Origin of the sequence: Pseudoalteromonas sp. MB47 (genome assembly GCF_011319765.1) — a bacterium.
GTDB classification, from domain to species: Bacteria; Pseudomonadota; Gammaproteobacteria; order Enterobacterales; family Alteromonadaceae; genus Pseudoalteromonas; species Pseudoalteromonas simplex.
In genome coordinates, this window is sequence record NZ_VFBD01000029.1 from 1 (window position 1) to 23,908 (window position 23,908).

33 protein-coding genes and 1 rRNA gene are annotated in these 23,908 nt (G+C 42.2%); 12 read left to right on the plus strand and 22 right to left on the minus strand.

Annotated elements, in window-relative coordinates; translation table 11 throughout:
- From IMPJCBKJ_RS16280 to IMPJCBKJ_RS16370, 19 genes are all read right to left on the minus strand, one after another.
- Positions 1–442, minus strand: a 16S ribosomal RNA gene (locus IMPJCBKJ_RS16280); the annotation flags it as partial.
- A 708-nt stretch (positions 443–1,150) separates the two neighbouring features.
- Positions 1,151–1,552: a 50S ribosomal protein L17 gene (gene rplQ / locus IMPJCBKJ_RS16285; RefSeq protein ID WP_004589197.1), complete on the minus strand. Its 402-nt coding sequence runs from the start codon at positions 1,550–1,552 to the stop codon at positions 1,151–1,153.
- Positions 1,553–1,591: 39 nt separating this feature from the next.
- On the minus strand, positions 1,592–2,578 hold the full coding sequence (gene rpoA, locus IMPJCBKJ_RS16290) for a DNA-directed RNA polymerase subunit alpha (protein WP_004589198.1): 987 nt from the start codon (positions 2,576–2,578) through the stop codon (positions 1,592–1,594).
- 24 nt (positions 2,579–2,602) lie between these two features.
- Positions 2,603–3,223, minus strand: coding sequence for a 30S ribosomal protein S4 (rpsD, locus tag IMPJCBKJ_RS16295; protein WP_036974007.1), 621 nt, complete (start codon positions 3,221–3,223; stop codon positions 2,603–2,605).
- A 21-nt stretch (positions 3,224–3,244) separates the two neighbouring features.
- A complete protein-coding gene (gene rpsK / locus IMPJCBKJ_RS16300) occupies positions 3,245–3,631 on the minus strand; it encodes a 30S ribosomal protein S11 (RefSeq protein ID WP_036974009.1) in 387 nt (128 codons plus the stop codon).
- 13 nt (positions 3,632–3,644) lie between these two features.
- The gene (gene rpsM, locus IMPJCBKJ_RS16305; RefSeq protein WP_036974011.1) at positions 3,645–4,001 is read right to left on the minus strand and encodes a 30S ribosomal protein S13; all 357 of its coding nucleotides are present in this window, start codon (positions 3,999–4,001) and stop codon (positions 3,645–3,647) included.
- Between the two features lie 128 nt (positions 4,002–4,129).
- Positions 4,130–4,243, minus strand: coding sequence for a 50S ribosomal protein L36 (rpmJ, locus tag IMPJCBKJ_RS16310; protein WP_002959476.1), 114 nt, complete (start codon positions 4,241–4,243; stop codon positions 4,130–4,132).
- Between the two features lie 22 nt (positions 4,244–4,265).
- Positions 4,266–5,594, minus strand: a complete 1,329-nt coding sequence (gene secY, locus IMPJCBKJ_RS16315) for a preprotein translocase subunit SecY (RefSeq protein ID WP_036974013.1) — start codon at positions 5,592–5,594, stop codon at positions 4,266–4,268.
- Between the two features lie 10 nt (positions 5,595–5,604).
- Positions 5,605–6,039 carry a 50S ribosomal protein L15 gene (gene rplO, locus IMPJCBKJ_RS16320; protein ID WP_054554386.1) on the minus strand — a complete coding sequence of 145 codons (435 nt, stop codon included), beginning with the start codon at positions 6,037–6,039 and terminating at the stop codon, positions 5,605–5,607.
- A 4-nt stretch (positions 6,040–6,043) separates the two neighbouring features.
- Entirely contained in the window at positions 6,044–6,226 is a 183-nt protein-coding gene (gene rpmD / locus IMPJCBKJ_RS16325; RefSeq protein WP_016710201.1) for a 50S ribosomal protein L30, read from the minus strand.
- Positions 6,227–6,229: 3 nt separating this feature from the next.
- Positions 6,230–6,736 (minus strand): 30S ribosomal protein S5, encoded by a 507-nt coding sequence (rpsE, locus tag IMPJCBKJ_RS16330; protein WP_036974018.1) that lies wholly within the window; start codon positions 6,734–6,736, stop codon positions 6,230–6,232.
- Between the two features lie 9 nt (positions 6,737–6,745).
- Complete coding sequence (rplR, locus tag IMPJCBKJ_RS16335; protein WP_036974021.1) at positions 6,746–7,096, minus strand: 50S ribosomal protein L18; 351 nt, start codon at positions 7,094–7,096, stop codon at positions 6,746–6,748.
- A gap of 9 nt (positions 7,097–7,105) precedes the next feature.
- On the minus strand, positions 7,106–7,639 hold the full coding sequence (gene rplF / locus IMPJCBKJ_RS16340; protein WP_166341081.1) for a 50S ribosomal protein L6: 534 nt from the start codon (positions 7,637–7,639) through the stop codon (positions 7,106–7,108).
- Between the two features lie 13 nt (positions 7,640–7,652).
- On the minus strand, positions 7,653–8,045 hold the full coding sequence (gene rpsH / locus IMPJCBKJ_RS16345; RefSeq protein WP_054554388.1) for a 30S ribosomal protein S8: 393 nt from the start codon (positions 8,043–8,045) through the stop codon (positions 7,653–7,655).
- A 21-nt stretch (positions 8,046–8,066) separates the two neighbouring features.
- Positions 8,067–8,372, minus strand: coding sequence for a 30S ribosomal protein S14 (rpsN, locus tag IMPJCBKJ_RS16350; RefSeq protein ID WP_054554389.1), 306 nt, complete (start codon positions 8,370–8,372; stop codon positions 8,067–8,069).
- 10 nt (positions 8,373–8,382) lie between these two features.
- Positions 8,383–8,922: a 50S ribosomal protein L5 gene (gene rplE / locus IMPJCBKJ_RS16355; protein WP_054554390.1), complete on the minus strand. Its 540-nt coding sequence runs from the start codon at positions 8,920–8,922 to the stop codon at positions 8,383–8,385.
- Between the two features lie 16 nt (positions 8,923–8,938).
- Positions 8,939–9,253: a 50S ribosomal protein L24 gene (gene rplX, locus IMPJCBKJ_RS16360; protein WP_054554391.1), complete on the minus strand. Its 315-nt coding sequence runs from the start codon at positions 9,251–9,253 to the stop codon at positions 8,939–8,941.
- 10 nt (positions 9,254–9,263) lie between these two features.
- On the minus strand, positions 9,264–9,632 hold the full coding sequence (gene rplN / locus IMPJCBKJ_RS16365) for a 50S ribosomal protein L14 (RefSeq protein ID WP_010378257.1): 369 nt from the start codon (positions 9,630–9,632) through the stop codon (positions 9,264–9,266).
- Between the two features lie 275 nt (positions 9,633–9,907).
- Positions 9,908–11,851: an AsmA family protein gene (locus tag IMPJCBKJ_RS16370; protein WP_166341083.1), complete on the minus strand. Its 1,944-nt coding sequence runs from the start codon at positions 11,849–11,851 to the stop codon at positions 9,908–9,910.
- 230 nt (positions 11,852–12,081) lie between these two features.
- Between IMPJCBKJ_RS16370 and IMPJCBKJ_RS16375 the strand changes: the two genes are divergently transcribed.
- The 4 genes from IMPJCBKJ_RS16375 to IMPJCBKJ_RS16390 all read left to right on the plus strand — a co-directional run bounded on the left by IMPJCBKJ_RS16375 (position 12,082) and on the right by IMPJCBKJ_RS16390 (position 14,994).
- Complete coding sequence (locus tag IMPJCBKJ_RS16375; RefSeq protein ID WP_054554393.1) at positions 12,082–12,501, plus strand: hypothetical protein; 420 nt, start codon at positions 12,082–12,084, stop codon at positions 12,499–12,501.
- Between the two features lie 8 nt (positions 12,502–12,509).
- Entirely contained in the window at positions 12,510–12,710 is a 201-nt protein-coding gene (locus IMPJCBKJ_RS16380) for a helix-turn-helix transcriptional regulator (RefSeq protein WP_054554394.1), read from the plus strand.
- A gap of 151 nt (positions 12,711–12,861) precedes the next feature.
- Entirely contained in the window at positions 12,862–14,028 is a 1,167-nt protein-coding gene (locus IMPJCBKJ_RS16385) for a hypothetical protein (protein ID WP_166341085.1), read from the plus strand.
- A 288-nt stretch (positions 14,029–14,316) separates the two neighbouring features.
- Entirely contained in the window at positions 14,317–14,994 is a 678-nt protein-coding gene (locus IMPJCBKJ_RS16390; protein WP_054554395.1) for a TorF family putative porin, read from the plus strand.
- A 65-nt stretch (positions 14,995–15,059) separates the two neighbouring features.
- On the opposite strand, the gene IMPJCBKJ_RS16395 is transcribed toward IMPJCBKJ_RS16390, so the two are convergent.
- Positions 15,060–15,953 carry an aldo/keto reductase gene (locus tag IMPJCBKJ_RS16395; RefSeq protein WP_138601069.1) on the minus strand — a complete coding sequence of 298 codons (894 nt, stop codon included), beginning with the start codon at positions 15,951–15,953 and terminating at the stop codon, positions 15,060–15,062.
- 170 nt (positions 15,954–16,123) lie between these two features.
- Here IMPJCBKJ_RS16395 and IMPJCBKJ_RS16400 point away from each other — a divergent pair, with 170 nt between their 5' ends.
- From IMPJCBKJ_RS16400 to IMPJCBKJ_RS16415, 4 genes are read left to right on the plus strand one after another with little or no spacing between them, the layout of a single operon-like run.
- Positions 16,124–16,834, plus strand: a complete 711-nt coding sequence (locus IMPJCBKJ_RS16400) for a YIP1 family protein (protein ID WP_138618386.1) — start codon at positions 16,124–16,126, stop codon at positions 16,832–16,834.
- Between the two features lie 48 nt (positions 16,835–16,882).
- Entirely contained in the window at positions 16,883–18,049 is a 1,167-nt protein-coding gene (locus IMPJCBKJ_RS16405) for an efflux RND transporter periplasmic adaptor subunit (protein WP_054554397.1), read from the plus strand.
- Entirely contained in the window at positions 18,049–18,756 is a 708-nt protein-coding gene (locus tag IMPJCBKJ_RS16410; protein WP_166341087.1) for an ABC transporter ATP-binding protein, read from the plus strand. The genes IMPJCBKJ_RS16405 and IMPJCBKJ_RS16410 overlap by 1 nt, the downstream gene beginning before the upstream one ends.
- Positions 18,749–19,987, plus strand: coding sequence for an ABC transporter permease (locus IMPJCBKJ_RS16415; protein WP_166341089.1), 1,239 nt, complete (start codon positions 18,749–18,751; stop codon positions 19,985–19,987). Before IMPJCBKJ_RS16410 ends, IMPJCBKJ_RS16415 begins: the two co-directional genes overlap by 8 nt.
- Here IMPJCBKJ_RS16415 and IMPJCBKJ_RS16420 read toward each other — a convergent pair whose 3' ends face one another.
- Positions 19,988–20,311: a hypothetical protein gene (locus IMPJCBKJ_RS16420; protein WP_054554400.1), complete on the minus strand. Its 324-nt coding sequence runs from the start codon at positions 20,309–20,311 to the stop codon at positions 19,988–19,990.
- Entirely contained in the window at positions 20,308–20,622 is a 315-nt protein-coding gene (locus IMPJCBKJ_RS16425; protein WP_054554401.1) for a Bor family protein, read from the minus strand. Before IMPJCBKJ_RS16425 ends, IMPJCBKJ_RS16420 begins: the two co-directional genes overlap by 4 nt.
- A 175-nt stretch (positions 20,623–20,797) precedes the next feature.
- On the opposite strand from IMPJCBKJ_RS16425, the gene IMPJCBKJ_RS16430 reads away from it, so the two are divergent.
- From IMPJCBKJ_RS16430 to IMPJCBKJ_RS16445, 4 genes are all read left to right on the plus strand, one after another.
- Positions 20,798–21,652, plus strand: coding sequence for an endonuclease/exonuclease/phosphatase family protein (locus IMPJCBKJ_RS16430; protein WP_166341091.1), 855 nt, complete (start codon positions 20,798–20,800; stop codon positions 21,650–21,652).
- 8 nt (positions 21,653–21,660) lie between these two features.
- Entirely contained in the window at positions 21,661–22,023 is a 363-nt protein-coding gene (locus IMPJCBKJ_RS16435) for a DUF5329 domain-containing protein (RefSeq protein ID WP_166341093.1), read from the plus strand.
- A 29-nt stretch (positions 22,024–22,052) separates the two neighbouring features.
- On the plus strand, positions 22,053–22,730 hold the full coding sequence (locus IMPJCBKJ_RS16440; RefSeq protein WP_166341095.1) for a nitroreductase family protein: 678 nt from the start codon (positions 22,053–22,055) through the stop codon (positions 22,728–22,730).
- 96 nt (positions 22,731–22,826) lie between these two features.
- A complete protein-coding gene (locus tag IMPJCBKJ_RS16445) occupies positions 22,827–23,903 on the plus strand; it encodes a hypothetical protein (protein WP_166341097.1) in 1,077 nt (358 codons plus the stop codon).
- Positions 23,904–23,908 lie beyond the last annotated feature (5 nt).

Consider the following 23,908-nt stretch of genomic DNA (forward strand, 5'->3'; position numbering starts at 1 on the left):
CTGAAAGTGCTTTACAACCCGAAGGCCTTCTTCACACACGCGGCATGGCTGCATCAGGCTTGCGCCCATTGTGCAATATTCCCCACTGCTGCCTCCCGTAGGAGTCTGGGCCGTGTCTCAGTCCCAGTGTGGCTGATCATCCTCTCAAACCAGCTAGGGATCGTCGCCTTGGTGAGCCATTACCTCACCAACTAGCTAATCCCACTTGGGCTAATCTTATGGCGTGAGGCCCGAAGGTCCCCCACTTTGGTCCGTAGACATCATGCGGTATTAGCAGTCGTTTCCAACTGTTGTCCCCCACCATAAGGCATATTCCCAAGCATTACTCACCCGTCCGCCGCTCGTCAGCAAAGTAGCAAGCTACTCTCTGTTACCGCTCGACTTGCATGTGTTAGGCCTGCCGCCAGCGTTCAATCTGAGCCATGATCAAACTCTTCAATTAAAAGTTTTTTGAAACCGAAGTTTCGTGCTCAATGAATTCTGTATAAATTGACTATATAGTCACTCATAAGAAATTGAGACTCTAAATTTGTTTGCTCCACTTAGCAAACTAAGCTTCGCTGTTAGAACTCAATCTGTACGAGTGCCCACACAGATGATTGCTTTATATTGTTAAAGAACATTTGATTCACTTTCGTGCCTCAAGGGCTGTGCATTCTACGCAAGCCGTTATTTTTGTCAACACTTAATTTTGAGAAAAGTTTATTTTTTCAAAACTCAGTTTTACTTGACTCAACCAACTCGTCGTTTTGCTTTTTTGTAAGCAGTCCGCCGTGTCGGTGGATGCGCATTATAGGGAGATCCGAATTGAGATCAACTGTTTTTTGAAGTTTTTATGAAAAAAATGACTGTTCGCGCAAAATACGAACGAAACGGGTAAAAATAGCACTAAATTACTCGTATTATGACTATTTAGGCAGTGTTTTTTATAAATGAGCTTGTATTTAAGTTGTATAGAAGGTGATTTTAACTATAAGAGAACGCGAATTGATCTTTATATGTGATCTTAATTGCTAGGTGCTAGGTGCTTCAAGATTGCATGGTAATGTTTAGGGTTGATAGAGCTGTTTTATTGAGAGTGAATCTTTAGTAGTGAATTTTAGAAAGTAAAAAGCCGAGCATAAGCTCGGCTTTTTGGTGTCTTTACGACTTACTCTGCAGACTGCGCGTCTTCTTGAACTTCTTCGTTTGTCGCTGGGCGACCAACTAGTTCAATATAAGCCATTGGTGCATTATCACCAGCACGGAAGCCACACTTAAGAATACGAGTGTAACCACCAGGACGGTCTGTATTACGTGGACCGATTTCGCTGAATAATTTACCAACTACTTCATTATCACGCGTGCGAGCAAACGCTAAACGGCGGTTTGCTACACTGTCAGTCTTAGCCAGTGTGATTAAAGGTTCAATTACACGGCGCAACTCTTTAGCTTTAGGCAAAGTTGTTTTGATGATTTCATGTTTCACCAAAGAACCAGCCATGTTGCTGAACATCGCTTTGCGATGGCTGCTGTTACGGTTTAATTGACGACCACTCTTACGATGGCGCATGACCCTATCCTTCTAACTAAACTAATATAGTGATTTAGATTATTCAGCTAGGCTTGCAGGCGGCCAATTTTCTAGGCGCATACCTAGAGAAAGACCACGTGAAGCTAGCACGTCTTTAATTTCAGTTAGAGACTTCTTACCTAAGTTAGGCGTTTTAAGAAGCTCAACTTCAGTGCGCTGAACTAAATCACCGATATATTGAATTTGCTCGGCTTTCAAACAGTTTGCTGAACGTACTGTTAGCTCAAGATCATCAACTGGACGAAGCAGAATAGGATCGAATTCTGGCTTCTCTTCTTTCTCTTCTGGCTCAGTTACATCACGTAAATCTACGAATGCATCTAATTGCTCAGCTAAGATAGTAGACGCACGGCGGATCGCTTCTTCAGGATCTAGAGTGCCGTTTGTTTCCATATCAATGATTAACTTGTCTAAGTCTGTACGTTGCTCAACACGGGCTGATTCAACCGAGTACGCAATACGTTCAACTGGGCTGAATGATGCATCAAGCAGCAGACGACCAATTGGACGCTCATCGTCATCAGAGGATAAACGACTAGATGCCGGCACATAACCGCGACCGCGCTCAACACGAATACGCATGCTGATCTCGCTGCTATCTGTCGTAAGGTGACAAATAACGTGATCTGGGTTGGCGATAGTTACATCACCATCGTGCTGAATATCAGCCGCAGTCACAGGGCCTACACCAGATTTAGTCAGGGTCAGAAAAACTTCATCTTTGCCTTCTAAAGTTACTGCTAGACCTTTAAGGTTTAACAGAATTTCAATGATGTCTTCTTGTACGCCCTCTTTCGCGCTGTACTCATGCAATACACCGTCGATTTCTACTTCAGTTACTGCACATCCAGGCATAGATGATAACAGTATACGGCGTAAGGCATTACCCAAAGTGTGACCAAAGCCACGCTCTAATGGTTCTAAAACTACTTTAGAACGCGTTGGGTTGATAGCGTCGATATCGACTAACCTTGGTTTTAGGAATTCGGTAACAGAACCCTGCATTTTATCCTCTCTTAACTCTTAACTTTACTTAGAGTAAAGTTCGACGATTAGTTGTTCGTTAATGTCCGCAGACAGATCTGAACGCTCAGGTAGGCGCTTGAAGCTACCTTCCATTTTCTTACCGTCAACTTCAACCCAAGTCGGCTTTTCACGTTGCTCAGCCAACTCTAGAGCAGCGATGATACGTGCTTGTGTTTTTGACTTCTCACGAATTACAACAGTATCTTCTGGAGTAATTACGTATGAAGGAATGTTCACAACACGACCATTAACTAAAATCGCTTTGTGGCTTACTAACTGACGTGCTTCAGCGCGTGTGCTAGCAAAACCCATGCGATATACAACATTGTCTAAACGTTGCTCTAAAAGCTGTAACAAGTTTTCACCTGTATTACCTTTAAGGCGAGCAGCTTCTTTGTAGTAGTTACGGAATTGCTTTTCTAATACACCGTAGATACGACGTACTTTTTGCTTTTCACGTAGCTGTAAACCGTAATCAGATAAGCGACCTTTACGAGCGCCGTGCTGACCAGGTGCAGTCTCAAGTTTACACTTAGAGTCGATAGCTCTTACGCCGCTCTTAAGGAACAGGTCAGTACCTTCACGACGACTCAGCTTGAGCTTAGGGCCCAAATATCTTGCCATGTTATTTCTCCTAACCTATTGTTAAACGCGACGTTTCTTCGGTGGACGACAACCATTATGAGGGATTGGCGTCACGTCAGTGATGTTGGTGATACGGTAACCAGCAGCATTCAAAGCACGTACAGCAGATTCACGACCTGGACCTGGACCTTTGATGAAAACTTCTAGATTTTTTAAACCGTATTCTTGAGCAGCAGTACCTGCACGCTCTGCAGCAACCTGAGCCGCGAATGGAGTAGATTTACGTGAACCACGGAAACCTGAACCACCTGCTGTTGCCCAAGATAGTGCATTACCTTGACGGTCGGTAATTGTTACAATAGTGTTGTTGAAAGAAGCATGAACGTGAGCCATACCATCAGCAACTTGCTTTTTAACCTTCTTACGACGAATTGGTGCTTTAGCCATAATCTACCCCACCTTATTTCTTGATAGGCTTGCGAGGACCCTTACGAGTACGCGCGTTAGTCTTAGTACGTTGACCACGTAGTGGTAACGAACGACGGTGACGTAGGCCACGGAAACAACCAAGGTCCATAAGGCGCTTGATATTTAATGTAACTTCACGACGAAGGTCACCTTCTACAGTGTACTTGCCAACTGCTTCACGCAATACGTCAAGTGTTTCGTCTGAAAGTTCACCGATTTTTGTGGTCTCGGCGATACCAGTCGCTGCTAAGATAGCCTTAGAGCGAGTCTTACCTATGCCATAAATAGCAGTTAAACCGATAACTGCGTGTTTATGATCAGGGACGTTAATGCCAGCGATACGGGCCACTAACACATCTCCTATATTTGAATTTGGTAATCATCTGTTTGAAAAGCCCGTAAGGATACTCAAACGAAGACCAAATCACAACTAAAAACACAGGCCGAGTAAATAACTCAGCCTGCACGACTGTTTAATTAGCCTTGCCTTTGCTTGTGCTTAGGCTCACTGCAAATTACGCGTACTACACCAGCACGTTTAATAACTTTACAGTTACGGCATATTTTCTTAACGGAAGCACGTACTTTCATTGCTCAACTCCGTAAAATGACCTTATCGACCGTAGCCTTTAAGGTTTGCTTTTTTCAGCACAGAATCATACTGATGTGACATCAGATGCGTCTGTACTTGTGCCATAAAGTCCATGATTACAACAACGATAATCAAAATTGATGTACCGCCGAAATAGAATGGCGTTTGCCATGCCATAGTCATGAATTCGGGCACCAGACAGATAAAGGTTATATACAAAGCACCTGCCAATGTCAGGCGTGTCATCACTTTATCAATGTATTTAGATGTCTGCTCACCTGGACGAATACCTGGGATAAATGCGCCAGATTTTTTCAGGTTATCTGCTGTTTCACGCGGGTTAAATACCAACGCGGTGTAGAAAAAGCAGAAGAAGATAATAGCCGCAGCTAAAACCATCGCATATAAAGGTTGACCTGGAGTCAACGTTGTAGCGATTGCTTGTAGCACATCAGCGACCGGACCTTCACCCTGGCCGAACCAGCTTGCAATTGTACCAGGGAACAGAATTATACTGCTAGCAAAGATTGGTGGAATAACACCCGCCATGTTTACTTTCAGTGGTAAGTGCGTGCTTTGAGCAGCAAATACCTGACGACCTTGTTGACGCTTTGCGTAGTTAACGACGATACGACGTTGGCCACGTTCAAAGAATACAACTAGGTAAGTAACAGCGAATACGATTACAGCAATCAATAACAGTACAAGTACATTCAGATCACCTTGGCGCGCCATTTCGGCTGTCGAACCAATAGCAGACGGCAGGTTAGCTACAATACCAACAAAAATCAGAACTGAGATACCGTTACCGATACCACGCTCTGTAATTTGTTCGCCCAACCACATTAGGAACATAGTACCAGTTACTAAACTCACTACAGCAGTGAAGTAGAAACCGATACCTGGGTTAACAACTAACCCGTCCATCATGCCCGGTAAGCTGGTAGCAATACCGATTGATTGGATTGTAGCAAGCACAAGCGTGCCGTAGCGTGTGTACTGGCTAATTTTCTTACGCCCTTGCTCACCTTCTTTCTTAAGCTCTATAAACGGCGGATACATATGCGTTAATAGTTGCGTAATAATCGAAGCCGAGATGTACGGCATAATACCCAGTGCTAACACTGAAGCGCGCTCAAGCGCACCACCGCTGAACATGTTAAACATTTCAACAATGGTGCCCTTTTGTTGCTCGAAGAAATCGGCAAGTACAGCGGCGTCAATCCCAGGGATCGGCACGAATGAACCTAGACGGTAAATAATGATAGCACCTAATACAAATAGTAATCGACGCTTCAATTCCGAAAGCCCACTTTGTGCACTTTTCATATCTTGACCTGGTTTAGCCATTAGTACTTCCTTAGTCTTCTACCTTGCCTCCGGCAGCTTCGATAGCTTCGCGAGCACCTTTAGTCACTTTAAGACCTTTAACGGTAACTGCGCGTGAAACTTCGCCAGATTTAACTACTTTAACGAACTGGATGTTCTTTTTAACTAGACCAGCTGCTTGTAACGCGTTTACGTCTACTACATCGCCTTCAACTTTAGCGATTTCAAAAAGGTTAACTTCAGTAGATACTAATGATTTACGTGAAGTGAAACCAAATTTAGGTAGACGACGTTGCATAGGCATTTGACCGCCTTCGAAACCAACGCGTACTTTACCGCCAGAACGTGATTTTTGGCCTTTATGACCACGGCCACCAGTCTTACCAAGACCAGAACCAATACCACGACCTAGACGTTTCTTTTCAGTTTTTGCACCAGCAGCAGGTGAAAGTGTATTCAAATGCATCGAATTAACCCTCAACCTTTACCATGTAAGAAACTTGGTTAATCATACCACGCACACATGCTGTGTCTTCTAACTCAACAGTGTGATTGATACGACGTAGACCAAGACCGCGTAATGTAGCTTTATGCTTCGGTAAACGACCGATAGAGCTCTTTACTTGTGTTACTTTTACAGTTTTATTAGCCATGGTTTACCCCGTGATTTCGTCAACGCTAAGACCACGTTTAGCAGCGATTGACTCTGGAGAGTTCATGTTCTCTAGAGCAGCAATCGTTGCACGAACGATGTTGATCGGGTTAGTTGAACCGTATGCTTTTGACAATACGTTCTGTACACCAGTTACTTCTAGTACTGCACGCATCGCACCACCGGCGATGATACCTGTACCTTCAGAAGCAGGCTGCATGTATACTTTAGAACCCGCGTGGCGACCCTTGATTGGGTGCTGTAGCGTGTTACCGTTAAGGTCTACACTGATCATGTTGCGACGTGCTTTTTCCATTGCTTTTTGAATAGCAGCTGGAACTTCACGTGCTTTACCATAACCAAAACCTACTTTACCTGCGCCGTCACCAACTACTGTTAGTGCAGTGAAGCTAAAGATACGACCACCTTTAACCACTTTAGACACACGGTTTACCGCGATTAGCTTTTCAGCCAAATCAGGCTGTTGTTGCTTTGCTTCTACGTTAGCCATTGTCTACTCCTAGAATTGCAGACCGGCTTCACGCGCTGCATCAGCAAGCGCCTTCACACGGCCGTGATATTTAAAGCCACTGCGATCAAAAGCAATCTTTTCGATGCCTTTGTCAGCTGCACGTTCAGCAACCGCTTTACCAACTGCTTGAGCAGCTGCAACGTTACCTGTGCCTTTAACTGTTTCGCTAATTGCTTTTTCAACAGTAGAAGCAGCAGCCAGTACAGTACCCTCAGCAGTAACTACTTGAGCGTAAATGTGACGTGGCGTGCGGTGGATAACAAGACGCGTTGTGCCTTGTTCAATATAATTTCTACGAGTGCGCTTAGCACGACGTAGACGAGCTGTTTTTTTATCCATCGTCTTACCTTACTTCTTCTTAGCCTCTTTACGGCGTACATTCTCGTCCGCGTAACGAACACCTTTACCTTTATAAGGCTCAGGTTTACGGTATGCACGGATGTTAGCAGCTGTTTGACCAACTAACTGCTTGTCTACGCCCTTAACTAGAACTTCTGTTTGGCTTGGTGTTTCAATCGTAATACCTTCTGGTACTTCGAAATTCACTGGGTGTGAGAAACCAAGAGTTAAGTCTAATACTTTGCCCTTAGCTGCTGCACGGTAACCAACACCTACTAACTGAAGTTTCTTCTCGTAACCTTCATGCGTACCAACAACCATGTTGTTGATTAGAGCGCGAGCAGTACCTGCTTGTGCCCATGCATTAGCTACGCCTTCACGAGGTAAAGTTGTAATAACGTTGTCGTTAACTTGTACTTCAACAGCGTCGTTGATTGTACGAGTTAATTCACCGTTTTTGCCTTTAACTGTGATCTCCTGGCCTTTTAATGTAACTTCTACACCGGCAGGAACATTGATTGGTGCCTTTGCTATGCGAGACATAGTTCCCCTCCGATTAAGCTACAAAGCCAATGATCTCACCACCAACGCCGGCACTACGTGCTGCGCGGTCTGTCATTAGGCCTTTAGAAGTTGATACGATAGCGATACCAAGACCACCCATTACCTTTGGTAATTCGTCACGTTTCTTATAGATACGTAGACCAGGGCGGCTAACACGCTGGATGTTTTCAATAACAGCTTTGCCTTCGAAATATTTTAAATCGATAGAAAGCTCAGGCTTCGCTTCACCGCTTACAGCGTAATCTGCGATATAACCTTCATCTTTTAATACTTTAGCTACTGCTACTTTCAGTTTTGAAGTTGGCATCGTTACTGATACTTTCTTCGCTGACTGACCGTTACGGATACGTGTAAACAAATCCGCAATAGGATCTTGCAAGCTCATAGTCTTACTCCCGTGATACTATTACCAGCTAGCCTTTTTAAGGCCAGGAATTTCACCGCGCATAGCTGCTTCGCGAACTTTAATACGGCTCATGCCGAATTTGCGAAGGTAACCATGTGGGCGGCCCGTAACGTTACAACGATTACGTTGACGTGAAGAGCTAGAATCACGTGGTAAAGCTTGTAGCTTTAATACCGCGTCCCAACGATCATCGTCAGATGTATTAACATCACTGATGATAGCTTTTAGTGCCGCACGCTTTTCAGCGAACTGAGCAACTAATTTCGCACGCTTTGCTTCGCGCGCTTTCATAGAATTCTTTGCCATAACCCTACCCTTATTTCTTGAATGGGAAGTTAAACGCTTCTAACAACGCACGGCCTTCATCATCTGTTTTCGCAGAAGTAGTGATTGTGATATCCATACCGCGAACACGGTCTACTTTATCATAATCGATTTCTGGGAAGATGATTTGCTCACGTACGCCCATGCTGTAGTTACCACGTCCATCAAAAGACTTAGCACTTACACCACGGAAGTCACGGATACGTGGGATAGCGATTGAAACCAAACGCTCAAAAAAGTCCCACATACGCTCGCCACGTAGGGTTACTTTACAACCAATTGGGTAACCTTCACGCACTTTGAAGCCAGCAACTGATTTGCGTGCTTTAGTGATTAGAGGTTTCTGACCAGAGATTGCTTCTAGATCCGCAACAGCGTTATCTAGGATCTTCTTGTCAGCTAGAGCTTCGCCCACACCCATGTTTAATGTGATCTTTTCGATCTGAGGGACTTGCATGACAGAGCTGAAACCAAACTTCTCTTGAAGCTCAGCAACTACTTTGTCTTTATATACTTCATGCAGTTTCGCCATCATTCTACTCCAACTATTAGATAGTTTTACCAGTAGATTTAAAGATACGTAATTTCTTACCATCTTCAATCTTGAAACCTACACGATCTGCTTTACCCGTTTCCGAGTTGTAGATCGCAACGTTTGATACGTCGATAGACGCTTCTTTCTCAACAATACCGCCAGCTTGGTTCAACTGAGGAACAGGCTTTTGGTGCTTCTTGATTAAGTTGATGCCTTCGACAAATACTCGACCAGATTCAGCAACAACTGAAAGCACTTTACCGCGCTTACCTTTGTCTTTGCCTGCTAGTACGATTACTTCGTCATCACGACGGATTTTTGCTGCCATGATAGACTCCTTATAGTACTTCTGGTGCTAGTGAAACGATTTTCATGAACTTTTCAGTACGAAGTTCACGAGTCACAGGGCCGAAGATACGAGTACCAATTGGCTGTAAGTTATCGTTTAAGATAACAGCCGCATTGCTATCGAAACGGATCAAAGAACCGTCCGGACGACGAACGCCTTTTTTAGTACGCACAACTACCGCGTTTTTAACATCACCTTTCTTCACTTTACCGCGAGGAATAGCTTCTTTTACAGAAACTTTGATGATATCGCCAACCGCTGCATAGCGACGGTGCGAACCGCCAAGGACTTTAATACACTGCACTTTGCGAGCGCCGCTGTTATCAGCAACGTCCAGCTGAGTTTGCATTTGGATCATGTTAATGACCTCCGGTGTAGAAATTACAACACGCCTTAATTTTGTTTAAAATCAAGACATTTCGGTTAAATTCCACTCAAAAAACAAGCAAGTTGTCTCTTAAGGGCGGGCAATTGTAGCAGCAATGGCAAGGAAGTGGTAGGTTATTTTTTAATTAATTTGGAATTAATCGCAATGCTTGCATTGAGGAATTACAGCAGCTTGCTGGTTTGTTATTGATTATAAAACAAACAGGACGCAAATGCGCCCTGTTTTTGACTTTAATTAAATTTTTATTAATTACCAAATAGACCTTTTAATTTGTCTTTGATTTTATCTTTAGCTTTTTCTTTGACTTCTTCTTTAGCCGCATCACTGACATCTAGGCTATAACCAACATCATGGAATGGACCTTTGATACGCAGTGGAATTTTAAAGCCGGTACTGTCATCGGTCGTGCCTTGCCCTTCGATTGAATCAACAATCCCCGTTACCAAGCGATAGTCTACATTCGTCATAGGTAAATCAACTTTACCTGAGCCTGTAATGCGAATAAGCGGGCTAAGTAGTGATAGGTCTTTATTTTCACCAACACCGTTAGTGAATACAAAACTGCCCTGCAATGCCGAGAAGTCTGTTTGCTGTGAGTTATCAAAGCCTGTATCTAAACCTTCTGATACTGCACTCAAGTTACCTTTGATAAGCTCTTTTGCTTTACGAACCATCTCTGCAATGTTGGCCCCTTTTACCGCACCATCAGCAAACTCAAAGCCTAACTTACCATTTAAAGCATTGATAAAGCTCTTTTGGCTTTGACCTGTGGTCGTTAGATCCCAATTTAGAGAGCCTTTACCCATTAACTTATCGAAACCAGCCGCATCAGTTAGTAATGGCTGTGCATCGATTTTATCTAAAGAAAAGTTAGTACTAATTTTATAAGGTGTTTGCTTGGCGTTAACGGTGATGACACCTTTACCATTGCCTTCATAAGCAACAAACTTATCTAAACTGATTTTAGCCACGGCATTTTTTAGGTTCACCGTTAACTGGTTTTCACCAAGGGTAATATCATTTGCTTTTAAGCCACTTGAACGCACGACTACATTTGCATCTAATGCGTTTAAGCCGCTCATATCAATTGCAGTATCATCCCAAACAATTGGCTGTGCTGGTGCATCTGCGGCAGGTTCTGCTTGTTCTTCTTTAGCTACGCCCTCTGGTAGGTAAGGGTTTAGATCAAGCATACCTAAATCAATATCGGCATTCACAGCTAAACGATCACCAAGCTTAATATCGCTTTTACCTTTAATTTGCAGCTCATCGAGGGTGGCAAGTAGCTCAGTAAGCTTAAACTGCTGTCCTTTTAGGTGCATTGAACCCTTTACATTAAAGGCATTAAACGCATTTTCTTTTGCATTAAGCTCAACACCTTGCCAACTCGCAATATTTTTAACAGAGTCACCACTGACAGAAAGAAGCCCTTGCACATCATTACCCATTTCTGCAATTGCACCTTTAAAATTTAAATCGACTAAGCGCGAATCAACCTCAGTGCTTACATTAAACGTTTCGCCTTCAATCGCTTTAACAGGTGTATCTAGCGTGACATCTAAATCAAAGCGCTCACCCATATAGGTAATACCGCCTTTTAATTCTAAGGTCTTACGAAGAGAAGGTAATAAGATTGCTAATTCTAAATCGCTTATCTGTTGCTTTGCCCCGGTTTTACCATCTAGATAAGTGAAAGTACCACCGTAGATTGCTACTTCACCAAGTTCGATATCAAAGTTATCTGGTAAGTTAACAGCGCCAGAACTCTTTTGCTGCTCTGTCTGTGGTTGCTCAGCAACCGCATCAAATAATTGCCAGTTTGCTTTACCATTTTTATCGGTTTCTAACAAAATTGTTGGTTCGTTAATAACGAATTTATCGAGCTTAAACTCACCGCCAAATAACGACATCCACGGGATACGGATAGCAAGTTGCTGCATGCTTGCCATATCTTTTTGCGAGCCAGTTTGCATATTGGCAAAGTGCACATCATTCAATTCGAGTTTTAATGATGGAAATACCGACAGCTTTTTATCGCCATTAATAGTCAGACTACGACCTGTGGTTTGCTCTACTTGCTCCGATACTTTATTAAATATCGCGTCTGTAGGAATGAGGAATGGTGCTGCGACTACTAATGCAATCAGTAATACGAAGATGACACCAACAATTTTCAGTAAGGTTTTCATAATCATCCTTAAAAATGGGCAAACAATGTTCTTATCATAGCGGGAGTTAGGCACAATTGCATTGCCGAACACACAAAAAGGTTTGTAAACAAGCTTAGGTACAAGAATATGAATCAGCGCTGAAACTTTTTGATACCTGTAGGTTACAAAAAGATCTTGACCGTATGATACCCTAGGGTTACATTGATACCTGTAGGTTACATTTGAGTTTAAAATAAAAGGAAACGATTATGTCTAAGCAAGATATCAAAACGGAAGAAAAGTTTATGAGTCATAACGCATGGTTTTCAATATTCATGGGAGTCACGTTATTAATTATTAGTGTTTACCCAATGCTCAAGCAAACATCAGTATTTTTACTGTTTATTGGTGTTGCCGCATTTTTAGGATCTTTCTTTATGTTTGTGATTAGAGGGGGATTTACATGGAAACTTGGTTATCGCCTTACTTATAAGGATGAATTTTTAAATACGATTGATACCATCGCTTATAAACATGTTGTGCTTGGATTGCTTTTTAGCATGGGGGCTATTTTTTTATTGTCTGATGAACTTGCTTTAAATGTATCTCATAGCATGATGGCCACATTTTACCTTGCCTTGATGTGTTTGATATATGGCGTATCAATTCTTTGGCAAAGTAGAGACTAGGTATAAAAGTGCAAAATAATATCGCTAAATTCCGCAAAGAAAAGGGATTATCGCAGCAAGAACTTGCTGATGCCATTGCAGTATCACGTAAAACCATTAGCACAGTTGAAACAGGCCGCTTTATACCCTCGGTGATTATCGCGTTAAAAATTGCTGCTCACTTTGAACTCAGTGTTGAGCAATTATTTACACTCGATGACAATGATTAATAAACCACGTCAGTCGCAATCTTACTTATAAATTATCAGTAAGATTGCATCATTTCATTACTTCGGTATGATGCACGACCCTGTTGTTTTTGCACCCTGTGTACTAAAATTAAACAACCCAATTTGGTCAAAACTGGAGTATCGATTAAGCATGAAGAAACTGCTTATTTCACCGTCAAAAATGGCGCTTGGCGAGCAAGAAAGTCAAATTTATCAAAATATCCTCAAGCAAGCCTCTGATATCAGCTTAAACCTAATGGCAGTTAAAGTAGAAAACCACCCTGAAGACTTTTTAGGTTGGTGCTATGAGCTATTAAGTGCAAGCCGCGATCGCATTAACTACGATCTGTTAGAAGATAAGCAATTACCCACTCTTAAAAAACTTCATGACTTATTAATTTCTGCAATCAGTTTTTTGCAGTTAAAAACATTAAGGGTTGCGCCATGGCCTGTTATTGCAGGCTTCATCGAGCAGCATAAAGAGCTTTTAGCCCTTGATGAGCAACTACGCTTAGCTAATTACATTGCTGCAATTAAATCGCAATCCCTAAAAGAGATGATCCCAGAAGACCGTTTAGCGTTTTCAGGTAAACACAGTGCTTCGCTTGATCCAAGCAGCTACAACTTCGACGTTGAATGGTTTGCTTCTACTAAGAACGCGAAAGGTTTCCACCAAATGTTGAGTGATTTACCAGGTGCGTTCGATGAGGCGCTTGCACACATTCCACTTGAGGGTGAAGTAACGCAAGAACATTATCAGCATTTTATGGTTGCTTACTTCATGGCGTTTAATGGCAGCGATGAAAAGCCAACGCTTGCTCCTGCTACTCGCTTGCTTGCGATGCGCCGACCTGACGTGTTTACACCAATCGTAAATAGTAAACTTGATGCCCTTTGTGCGGCATTAGGTATTACTAAGCTTAATAACCGTGATTTTGAGCGCTACTGGCAAGATGTTATCGAAGCAATACATAACATGCCTTGGTTCAAAATGGCCAGTGCAGCAAATGAGCTTGAACAATCTCTGGTTGAAATCAAAGCCCTATTGCCTAGCTTCTTTTATTATGCAGATAAAAGTACCACTGATAACTCAAACTATATTAAGTTGTTAAACAAACCTAAGAGTACCACGAGCTCAGCAGGTAAAAAGACCGTACGCCGCGGCAAAGAATCAGCTGAGATACTGGTAGACCGCGCACTAGCAAGTGATGATATCCCTGAACATATCAAAGCTAAGCGCGATTCAATCATCAGTGAAGTAGAAAAAGGCCGCAGTGTTGAAGAAACCATTAGTCTAATGCGTGCAATTTTCGGCTAAGTTACTCTCAAATAAGCAAAACCCGGTTGCTTCGCAATTGTGCAACCGGGTTATTTTTTGCACCACACATGTGCGCATGAACAATTCAAATAACTATCCTTTTCACAATTAAACAAGTTTAAAAGCCTGTTTTTAAAGCCTTTAAGCATAAAATATCCCGTTAGAAATTAACTTGGCACAACCAGTGCAACATCGTATCCAGACAACACATAGAAAATGTCCTCAAATAATAACCAGACTGCAATCTGAAAATGGGACAAAATCAACATAACAACAGGATACAGAAACATGCTAAAACTAAAAAAAACGGTCGCAGCAAGCGCCCTTGCGCTATTAACTTTGAGCTCAACATATAGCTATGCAGAAGTCACAGCAAACGCTGCGGCAACTTCAAACTACTTATGGCGTGGTCAAGAGCAAGGCGGCGGTGATGCTGCAATCCAAGGTGGTATCGACTACGCAAGTGAATCTGGCTTTTATGCGGGTACTTGGGTGTCGAATGCTAGCTGGGCTGACGACATGACTTACGAGCTAGACCTTTATGCTGGTTTTGGCGGTGAAATCAATGAAACCTTTAGCTACGATGTTGGCTACATTTATTATGCATACCCAGATGCAGCATCTTACACAGATGCAGACTTCTCAGAAATCTACGGTAGCATTAGCATGGGTAGCTTCACCTTTGGTGCAGCAGTCCTAGCAACATCAGCAGCAAGCGGTGACGGTACAGATTTTGGTGACTCTCTATATTTAAATGCTGACTACAGTTTCCCAGTTGGCAGTACCGGTGCAGAAATGGCCCTTCACTTAGGTCATTACTCAGGGGATTTCATTGGTGATGATGACATCATCGACTACGGTGTTTCAGTGTCGAAAGACGGCTTTACTTTCGGTCTTTCAGACAACGACATTGATGGTTCAGATGTAAAAGTGTACGTCGCTTACGCGGTTGACTTCACTTTATAAAGAATGTGTTACTTGCTGCAACACGAAGGGCCGTTAAGGCCCTTTTCTCATTTATATCAATACACTTATGGTACACTATGACCAGTTGAGCCTTGCCAAATGCGATACCATTGTTCACGGTTCATAGTAAGCTGCTTAGCGTCAACAGCTGATTTAACACGCTCAATATTACCCGTACCAAGTACCACAGACGGTGCACTTGGGTGCATTAACAGCCAAGCATAAACAACCTGATCAATGGCTGTGGCGCCAATTTCAGCCCCAACCTGCTCCAACACTGCACGTAAACGCACCGCTTTTTCATCTTCACTTGAGAATAAGCGACCCCCAGCTAATGGAGACCAAAGCATAGGTTTGATATCAAGTAATTGGCATTGGTCTAAGCTGCCATCATCAAGGGCTTTCATCTCGTAAGGTGAAAACTCAATTTGATTAGTCACAAGCTCAAAGTCTAAACGCGACTGCAACAAGCTAAGTTGCGATGGGGTAAAATTAGATACACCAAAGTCAAGCACATCACCATTTGCTTTTAGGGTATTAAATGCTTGTGCCATTTCATCGGCGTTCATCAAGTAATCAGGGCGATGAATAAGTAATACATCTAAACGATCAGTGCTGAAGTTTTTAAGTGACTGCTGTGCCGAGGCAATAATATGCGCGGCACTTGAATCATAATGATTTGCTTTGCCTTGTAGCCCTAGGCTTGCAAACGCAGGCTTGATACCACACTTTGTGATTATTTTGATTTCATCACGAATACTTGGTTTTAGTTTAAGTGCTTTACCAAATTCAGCTTCACAACCGTATTCACCGTAAATGTCAGCGTGATCGGTATGTGACACCCCCATTTCAATTGCATTTTCTAAAAAACTTAAGCATTGCTGGGGCGTTATCTGCCAATCTAGCAAACGCCAGAACCCTAATACCAACTCATCAATACAACGATCATTGTTATTCACCATAACGACCTACTTTTCCTAATAAATTCGACTCAAATTAACTCTTTAACCATATCACAGATTTACCAATCACAGCTGTTAACATACAGTTACAAAATAGATTGCTAATTTGTTACTAAACAGGATATTTTAGTACCTAAAAACAAATGTTATAAAACAAGGAATAAAAAATGAAATCGTCAAATGTTATGACTGCTTTGGTTGATATTTTTATCAGTCCAAGCAGAGCCTTTAATGGTTTAAAAGAGGCAAAAGGTTGGTCTTTTGTTGCCTTTATTTTACTTGCCGGCATTCTCGCTGCCAGCATGTTTGCTTTTTACAATAAGGCTGACCCGCAGTTTTTAATAGATCAACAAGTGGCAGCGGCCAGTGTTGATGCCACCATTGCAGAACAAAAAATGATTCGCCAAAGCATGGAGCAAACCATAGATATGCAAGTATGGTTTGCTATGTTTGGTGGCATTATTGGTTTGGCTGTTATTAATGCTCTAATGGCAGGCTACTACCTATTTGTATCTAAGCAAGACCCAGAAGCTAATTATGGCTATGGTGCGTGGTATGGCTTTGGTGTGTGGACTATGATGCCAATGATTATTTCAAGCCTAGGTTTACTCATCTTAGTATTAACTGCGAGTACCGACCAAATCTCACAGACGTTATTTAACTATGCTTCGATTAACCAACTTTTAATTGGTTTAGAAATTGGCCACCCATTCTACACCTTACTTGAAAGTCTCAATATCTTTTCTATTTGGGGTATTTTCATCGCAGCTATCGGTTTAAAGAGCTGGACTAATTTTACTTTCAATAAGGCACTACTGTTTGCAGCCTTACCAAGTATTGTTATTTACGGTATTTGGACTGTAATCGCTCTCGTTTAATTCTGCTTTGAGCGGCAATATGCCGCTCTTAACTTCCAAGGAAGAAAGATGAAAAAAGCCATTATAATTGGCCTCGCTGTTACGGCATTTGTCGCTTTACTAATCTCAAAACAAGTCACAGGCAATAAAGATGCACCAGAAATGCATATTGCAGAAGTTGAACAAGGCAATATTGCCGATTCAATTTTAGCCTCTGGTAACCTAGTTTTTAACACCCAAGTGCAACTGCGCTCAGAAGTGACTGGCCGTGTAGCGAAAGTGTTTGTAGAAGAAGGCGAAAGTGTCACTGAAGGCGATATTCTTATGCGCTTAGATACGACCGCGTTTGAATCTGAAGTTGCCCGCAATAAAGCTGTGCTTCGTGCGACCGAAATCGATATTAAACATAGCGAAACCCGATTAAAAAATATTGAGCGCCAATTAAGCCGCCAAAAAGAGCTTTATGAAGTTGGCCTTGCTGGCCAAGAAGTGTATGAAAACCTACAAAATGCCCGCGATTTAGCAAAAATAGATATTGAAGCAAAACGTGAAGCTTACAACCAAGCCCAAGCATCACTATTGATTGCTGAAGACCGTTTAAATAAAAGCGTGTTTCGCGCTCCAATGAGTGGCCTACTTGCTTCGGTAAATATTAAAGAAGGTGAAACCGTTATTGCGGGAACAACCAACATTATTGGCTCAGACTTGATGCTAGTAGCTGACCCCAGCGCAATATTAGCCGAACTTCGAGTGGATGAAACCGATATTGCTGGTATCAAACTAGACCAACATGCAGATATCTATGCTGCCGCTTACCCAAATCAACCTTTTACTGGCAAAGTCATAAACATTGGCACATCAGCAAAAAATCAAGCTGGTTCACAAGGCTTATCATTTAAAGTCAAGGTACTGCTTGATGCCACTGACCGCCAGCTTTATGCCGGAATGAGCTGCCGCGCAGAAATCGCCACAAGCATTGCCGAAAACGGCTTAAAACTGCCTATTGAAGCTATTCAAAAAGAGGATGATAGCTACTTTGTTTGGAAGCTTAACGCTGATAACACAGTAACTAAAACAGCTGTTACGGTAGGTATTTCTTCAGATATCGAACAAGCGCTAACCAGCGGTGTTGCAAAAGGAGATCGTATTGTTATCGGCCCAGCTAGACCACTTAGCTCACTTAAAGAGGGTGATACGGTAGCCGTTAAAAACAGCCCTGAAAAAGGTGCTAGCTAATGTCTGTGGTGATCAAACTCAGTAATATCAATAAACAATACAAAATGGGCGAACAAGTTTTCAAAGCCCTTGATGATATTAATATTGAAATTGCTCAAAATGAGTATGTTGCCATTATTGGCCCTTCCGGCTCAGGTAAATCAACCCTGATGAACTTGCTTGGCTGCTTAGATACTCCCACCAGTGGTGACTACTATTTAAAAGATAAGCTCGTAAAGCGCATGACCGAAACGGAGCTTGCTCATCAGCGTAATAAAAGTGTTGGCTTTATTTTTCAAAGTTTCAATTTATTACCACGAGCATCCGCTCTTGAAAATGTTATGCAGCCTTTGGTGTATCGATTTATCTCGGCCAAAGAGCGAAAGCAGCAAGCGCTCGAATCATTACAACGGGTTGGTCTTGGCGATAAGGTAAATCACCTTTCGAGCCAGCTTTCTGGTGGCCAACGTCAACGTGTCGCTATTGCTCGCGCACTGGTTCCTAAACCCCACATTCTACTTGGTGATGAGCCTACCGGTAACCTAGATAGTAAAACCACCACTGAAATCATGGCGCTGTTTGATGAGCTTCATAACGAAGGGCACACCATTATTTTGGTTACTCACGAACAAGATATTGCTGATCACTGCCAACGTGTTATTCGTTTAGTTGATGGCAAAGTTGTTAGTGATACCCGCAAAGGCGAAGGAGCAAGACAACATGTTTAAATCTGCTATCGCTGTAATGGAAGGCACAAAAGCAGCACTGATGGCAATTAAAGCCAATGCAATGCGTAGTGCCCTTACCTGCTTGGGCATTATTATTGGTGTTGCTGCAGTTGTGACCGTGGTAGCAGTAATGCAAGGGTTTACCAAGCAAATTAATGATCAGCTTGCTGACATGTCTCCTGATGTCACCAATATAAAGCCTTACACTAGCGTAGAAAAAGAAATGGTAGGGCAACAAGCAAAGTTAACCTACAGCGACTTTTTAACTCTAAAAGCACGCGTGAAAGAAGCTGAAACCTTTACTGCACTGATGTTTACTTGGCGCTTTTCGGGTGCAGCAGAGTATGGCAATAAAAGCCATGCTTCACGGGTAATGGGCACAGAGCAAGACTACCAAAAAGCTTACCGCACCTACCCAGAACTCGGCCGATTTGTTCGCGCAGAAGATGATGCAAAACGCCGTAGAGTGGCGTTTATTGGCCCTTCAATTATCGAAAAGCTTAACCTGCCTGAAAACCCTGTAGGTGAATATATCAAACTCGGTGGTGAGTGGTTTCGCATTATTGGTGTTGCTGAAAAACAAGGTAGTTTATTAGGTTTTGACCAAGACGATTACATTAATATTCCGATAAGTACCATGAGTGCGCTAGAGGGCGGCAGTGTTGATACCAATGTACAAATGATGTTTCGTTTGAAAGACGATGCTAACGAAGCGCAAGTACTGGCTAAAATTCGCCGCATCTTACGTCAATTACATAAACTGAAAGACGGTGAAGATGACGACTTTGAATTTGAAACCGCCGAAAAAGCCCGTGCTAATATCGATAAATTTACCGGAAGTGCAACCGCAATTACCGCGGGGATCGTAGGTATCAGCCTGGTAGTTGGTGGTATCGGAGTGATGAATATCATGCTGGTTTCGGTAACAGAACGTACGCGTGTGATCGGCACTTTAAAAGCATTAGGGGCAACACCTGGTTTTATTATGCTGCAATTTTTAGTTGAAGCGGTGGTGCTATCACTGTTTGGTGGTTTAATTGGTTTAGCGATAGGCTACGGTGCTGCGGCACTAATTTCAGTTTTAGTGCCGAGCATGCCAGATGCCTACATACCGGGTTGGGCGATTATGCTGTCATTTGGCTTTACTTCATTGATTGGTATTGTGTTTGGCTTAGCGCCCGCTATTAAAGCGGCACGCTTAAACCCAATTGATGCACTGCGTTATGAATAACTAGTCTGGCTTATAAGGTACTTGAGCGCAGCTTATTTCAACTGTTTTCGGGTACCAAATAGGCCCAACTTGGTTTACTGCAGCTTCAGCTAAACCATTGGTGAACGACTTATAAGTGTGAACAGTTTGCCATTCGGAATCAGGGCACTCCTCTGATAAGTCTACAGGCTCTGAACCTTCGTAAAGCGCCGCGGCAAAGTTATGATGCCATTGCTCTGTTGCAGGCGCTTTATTGGCTTGTGCAGCACTGCCATTATCAAAGTAGATATTTGTGCAACCACTTAAGGTTGCCACTAACACAGTTGTTGCTAGTAGGCTTTTCATAATTGTTGCTCCTGTGCTTGTTGCTCACACCATACTTTTACTGTGTGAGGAGCATAAATTCCGAGTGTAACGAGTCCTAATGCGCCATCAGCGAATGTTTGTTGCGATTGCATTTGGGCAACTTTTTTATCTTGGCAAATAGCCTTTACATCAACGCGCTCTTCACCAACGAGGCCCCACAAAAAGAATGGGCGGCTATCTTGGTAATCAGCTTTAGTGGCTAATTTATTGGTTGTTTTTTCTGGCACTATGGTGACTGATGAACACGCTGTCACCGATAAGGCAAGCAGCATACAGGCCATTTGTTTCATGAGTAGTTCCTTTGTCTGAGTTGTTAAGCTCAGTAAGTATAAGAATATGAGTACTCATTTTGGGTAAGAAAGCGTATAGAAATTGTAGAAAATACTACAGTTTCTAACATTTAGCCTTTGAACTAAACTGAGGCTAACAACGACTAACTCTCAAGGAACGTAACTAAAGGTCATTATGACGGCATATCTGCGTATATTTTTATTACTTGTGTGTTTGAGTGTGCTGTCTTGGTATAGCTTTTCAAGCGATCCTAGCTCTGATGAGCAACAAGGTATAACCAAAACCGCTGTGAACCTTGCTAATTGCCAACAGCAGTTAGCACAAAGTCGTATGCAAACTTACGCTGAACATTATATTTTGCCCTATCAGTTCAAGTTATTGAGTTGGAATATCTACAAAGCACAAATAGATGGCTTACTCACAGATTTGCAAAACCTAAATGCCGGTGCTGATATTGTGTTACTACAAGAAGCTATCGAAGAACCTTCGCTTACAAAGCTCAAACCCTATTGGCGCTTTGCTAAAGGGTATAAGAGTGGCGGCGTGCAATCTGGAGTTATGACACTCAGCCGCTGGCCAGCTACTGTGCATTGTACACTCACCCATAAAGAGCCTTGGCTACGTAGCCCAAAAGCCACCAATATTGTGGAATATGCGCTGCCAGATCAACAGTTATTACTGAGTATTAACCTGCATGCCATTAACTTTACGATGGGTGTTAGTGACTTCAAACAACAGCTAGACGATGCCGCCGCTATTATGCGAACGCATAGAGGCCCTATTGTATTTGCCGGTGATCTCAATACCTGGAGTGATGAACGCCAAGCCTTATTACAGCAAACATTGACCCAGCTAGGTTTGCACGAAGCTATCTATTTAGATGATAAACGTACCAAAGCATTTGGGTTAGCACTTGACCAAGTATGGGTGCGTGGTGTCAAAATAAAGACAACCATAGTACCTGAGCTTGTAAGCTCAGATCATAATCCAATAATTGCAACCTTGACCATAGAGCAAAAAGTACAGTGAAAATAACAATGAAAGGATATTGGCTTATCGCGTTAATGTTATTGAGCATTAGCCAATTCAGTAATGCAGCGACCCCAGAACAAGAGATAAATCACCTCATTGATTTTGTCGCTAAGAGTGATGCCGTATTTATTCGCAACGGCACAGAGCACTCAAGCCAAGATGCTGCCGAACACCTAGCTATGAAGTATCGAAAAGCAACCCGCTATGCAAAAACTGCCGAAAAGTTTATCGAAAATCTGGCGAGCAAAAGCTCATGGAGCGGTAAGCCCTATAAAGTTAAACTCAGCAATGGTAACTTAATCAATGCAAAAGATTGGTTAAGCAATGAATTAAAAGAGTACCGTCGAAACCAACATATGCATAATTAAAATCATCAACACACAAGAAGCGAAAAGCCATGCAAGAACACAAAAATCAGCCACTTAATGACTTTATTGAGTACCCCCATGACGAGATGCTAAAACGCGCCGAAGAGTTTTTAGCCGTGAGTCAGCGTCGCCACAGTATTCGTAGCTTTAGCGACCGCCCAGTGCCAAGAGAAATAATCGAAACTTGTATTAAAGCGGCTGGCACTGCACCGAGCGGCGCCAATCATCAACCTTGGCACTTTGTAGCAATACACAGCAGCGATGTGAAAAAACAAATTCGAGAAGCAGCTGAAAAATTAGAGCGCTCATTTTATGAAGGTCGCGCGGGTGAAGAATGGTTAGATGCCTTAAAACCACTTGGCACCGATGCCAGTAAGCCCTATCTTGAGCATGCACCTTGGCTCATTGCCGTGTTTAGTCAAAAGAAAGGCGGTATTTCTGCCGATGACAAAAATACCAATTACTATGTTCATGAATCTGTTGGCCTAGCAACCGGCTTTTTAATTCAAGCACTACACAGAGCTGGCCTTGCAACCCTTACGCATACACCAAAGCCAATGAGCTTTTTAACCGAAATTTGTGGCCGCGATAAAGATAATGAGCGCCCTTACATGCTGCTAATTGCAGGCTACCCAAGTACAGATGCAACCATCCCTGAGCATGCCTTAGTGAAAAAGTCGCTGGACGAAATAGCGACCTTTATTTGATTGACATGTAACTAAAAAAACTTAACGTTTAAATATTGGGAACTAAATGTTAACAACGTTATATAACCAAGTATTAAATCAAAGCAAGGAGCTACGATGAAACGAATCTATTTTTATTCTTTATTTTTTACACTGGCAAGCACTTCTGTATGTGCTATGGAAAAAGATATTACTCTGCATTTGTGTGAAAGCTGTAGTTATAGCGAAGCAAAGTACTATGCAAATCAAGAATCACCACATATGCGTTGTAAGTCATCTAATCCCAATCAAGAAATGACTTTTGGAAATGAAGCTTGTTATACCGACGAAAAAAAAGTAATAATTGCTGATACAAAAAGCGATAACCATTTTGCTTTTCTAATTGGTTATCACAACCAAGGCTTACCAGCTTTTAATCTGGAAAAGTATATTCATAACGCCTCACCAACAAGTAATGACTTATCAGTTATAAACAAGGTCAAAATCACAGATAAAAATTTTTCCACTTTTATAGAAGAAGCTAAAGCGCAAATTAAACAACAACCTGTACGAAGCTCATCCGGCAACATGAATAGCTTTATGTCAATCAACGAAGCTAATACTGAAACATGCCCTTCATACATAAAAAGCGCAGTTAATGCAGCATATGGAGGAAGAACTGCTTCAGATTTACAAACAAAGCTAAATGAAAAAGCTCACAGCGATTTTAATAATCCTGAATCTTTTTTCTTAACCGATGAAATGGATTCACTTGGCTTTTCACTATTCGCTGCAGGATTTTCTTATCAAGGTAGCTGGAAAAAAGTATCGCGTACATTCAATTCTACAATTGATTTATCTAACAACTCTGATGTACCAGCAAGCACAGACTATAAAGTAGTATTTAATATAAAATGGATAAAAGAATTTAGAGGGTTAGATGTCGAATTAAATCCATTGTTTACTAAATTCGAAGGGTATACGCTCTCTCAACTAAGTAAACCAGGAGTGAAAAGCATTTCTACTTGCCTTGAAGAGGCACTAGATCAACACCTATCTCACTCACCTAAAACACCTATAGTAGACGGCGGTAGCGGCGGCGGTAGCACACCTATTTTTGGTGGAGGCTCTGGCGGCTGGGAGAATCAGTATTGTGAAAAACACTATTATGACACCCAAGGCGTAAAGACAGCTTCCATTAAAGTCCCATGCTAAATCAA

What these genes read in the sequence shown, in the direction of transcription:
- rplQ (WP_004589197.1), bottom strand. Translation starts at nt 1,552, where the DNA reads ATGCGCCATCGTAAGAGTGGTCGTCAATTAAACCGTAACAGCAGCCAT.
- rpoA (WP_004589198.1), bottom strand. Translation starts at nt 2,578, where the DNA reads ATGCAGGGTTCTGTTACCGAATTCCTAAAACCAAGGTTAGTCGATATC.
- rpsD (WP_036974007.1), bottom strand. Translation starts at nt 3,223, where the DNA reads ATGGCAAGATATTTGGGCCCTAAGCTCAAGCTGAGTCGTCGTGAAGGT.
- rpsK (WP_036974009.1), bottom strand. Translation starts at nt 3,631, where the DNA reads ATGGCTAAAGCACCAATTCGTCGTAAGAAGGTTAAAAAGCAAGTTGCT.
- rpmJ (WP_002959476.1), bottom strand. Translation starts at nt 4,243, where the DNA reads ATGAAAGTACGTGCTTCCGTTAAGAAAATATGCCGTAACTGTAAAGTT.
- secY (WP_036974013.1), bottom strand. Translation starts at nt 5,594, where the DNA reads ATGGCTAAACCAGGTCAAGATATGAAAAGTGCACAAAGTGGGCTTTCG.
- rplO (WP_054554386.1), bottom strand. Translation starts at nt 6,039, where the DNA reads ATGCATTTGAATACACTTTCACCTGCTGCTGGTGCAAAAACTGAAAAG.
- rpmD (WP_016710201.1), bottom strand. Translation starts at nt 6,226, where the DNA reads ATGGCTAATAAAACTGTAAAAGTAACACAAGTAAAGAGCTCTATCGGT.
- rpsE (WP_036974018.1), bottom strand. Translation starts at nt 6,736, where the DNA reads ATGGCTAACGTAGAAGCAAAGCAACAACAGCCTGATTTGGCTGAAAAG.
- rplR (WP_036974021.1), bottom strand. Translation starts at nt 7,096, where the DNA reads ATGGATAAAAAAACAGCTCGTCTACGTCGTGCTAAGCGCACTCGTAGA.
- rplF (WP_166341081.1), bottom strand. Translation starts at nt 7,639, where the DNA reads ATGTCTCGCATAGCAAAGGCACCAATCAATGTTCCTGCCGGTGTAGAA.
- rpsH (WP_054554388.1), bottom strand. Translation starts at nt 8,045, where the DNA reads ATGAGCTTGCAAGATCCTATTGCGGATTTGTTTACACGTATCCGTAAC.
- rpsN (WP_054554389.1), bottom strand. Translation starts at nt 8,372, where the DNA reads ATGGCAAAGAATTCTATGAAAGCGCGCGAAGCAAAGCGTGCGAAATTA.
- rplE (WP_054554390.1), bottom strand. Translation starts at nt 8,922, where the DNA reads ATGGCGAAACTGCATGAAGTATATAAAGACAAAGTAGTTGCTGAGCTT.
- rplX (WP_054554391.1), bottom strand. Translation starts at nt 9,253, where the DNA reads ATGGCAGCAAAAATCCGTCGTGATGACGAAGTAATCGTACTAGCAGGC.
- rplN (WP_010378257.1), bottom strand. Translation starts at nt 9,632, where the DNA reads ATGATCCAAATGCAAACTCAGCTGGACGTTGCTGATAACAGCGGCGCT.
- IMPJCBKJ_RS16370 (WP_166341083.1), bottom strand. Translation starts at nt 11,851, where the DNA reads ATGAAAACCTTACTGAAAATTGTTGGTGTCATCTTCGTATTACTGATT.
- IMPJCBKJ_RS16375 (WP_054554393.1), top strand. Translation starts at nt 12,082, where the DNA reads ATGTCTAAGCAAGATATCAAAACGGAAGAAAAGTTTATGAGTCATAAC.
- IMPJCBKJ_RS16385 (WP_166341085.1), top strand. Translation starts at nt 12,862, where the DNA reads ATGAAGAAACTGCTTATTTCACCGTCAAAAATGGCGCTTGGCGAGCAA.
- IMPJCBKJ_RS16390 (WP_054554395.1), top strand. Translation starts at nt 14,317, where the DNA reads ATGCTAAAACTAAAAAAAACGGTCGCAGCAAGCGCCCTTGCGCTATTA.
- IMPJCBKJ_RS16400 (WP_138618386.1), top strand. Translation starts at nt 16,124, where the DNA reads ATGAAATCGTCAAATGTTATGACTGCTTTGGTTGATATTTTTATCAGT.
- IMPJCBKJ_RS16405 (WP_054554397.1), top strand. Translation starts at nt 16,883, where the DNA reads ATGAAAAAAGCCATTATAATTGGCCTCGCTGTTACGGCATTTGTCGCT.
- IMPJCBKJ_RS16410 (WP_166341087.1), top strand. Translation starts at nt 18,049, where the DNA reads ATGTCTGTGGTGATCAAACTCAGTAATATCAATAAACAATACAAAATG.
- IMPJCBKJ_RS16415 (WP_166341089.1), top strand. Translation starts at nt 18,749, where the DNA reads ATGTTTAAATCTGCTATCGCTGTAATGGAAGGCACAAAAGCAGCACTG.
- IMPJCBKJ_RS16420 (WP_054554400.1), bottom strand. Translation starts at nt 20,311, where the DNA reads ATGAAAAGCCTACTAGCAACAACTGTGTTAGTGGCAACCTTAAGTGGT.
- IMPJCBKJ_RS16425 (WP_054554401.1), bottom strand. Translation starts at nt 20,622, where the DNA reads ATGAAACAAATGGCCTGTATGCTGCTTGCCTTATCGGTGACAGCGTGT.
- IMPJCBKJ_RS16430 (WP_166341091.1), top strand. Translation starts at nt 20,798, where the DNA reads ATGACGGCATATCTGCGTATATTTTTATTACTTGTGTGTTTGAGTGTG.
- IMPJCBKJ_RS16435 (WP_166341093.1), top strand. Translation starts at nt 21,661, where the DNA reads ATGAAAGGATATTGGCTTATCGCGTTAATGTTATTGAGCATTAGCCAA.
- IMPJCBKJ_RS16440 (WP_166341095.1), top strand. Translation starts at nt 22,053, where the DNA reads ATGCAAGAACACAAAAATCAGCCACTTAATGACTTTATTGAGTACCCC.
- IMPJCBKJ_RS16445 (WP_166341097.1), top strand. Translation starts at nt 22,827, where the DNA reads ATGAAACGAATCTATTTTTATTCTTTATTTTTTACACTGGCAAGCACT.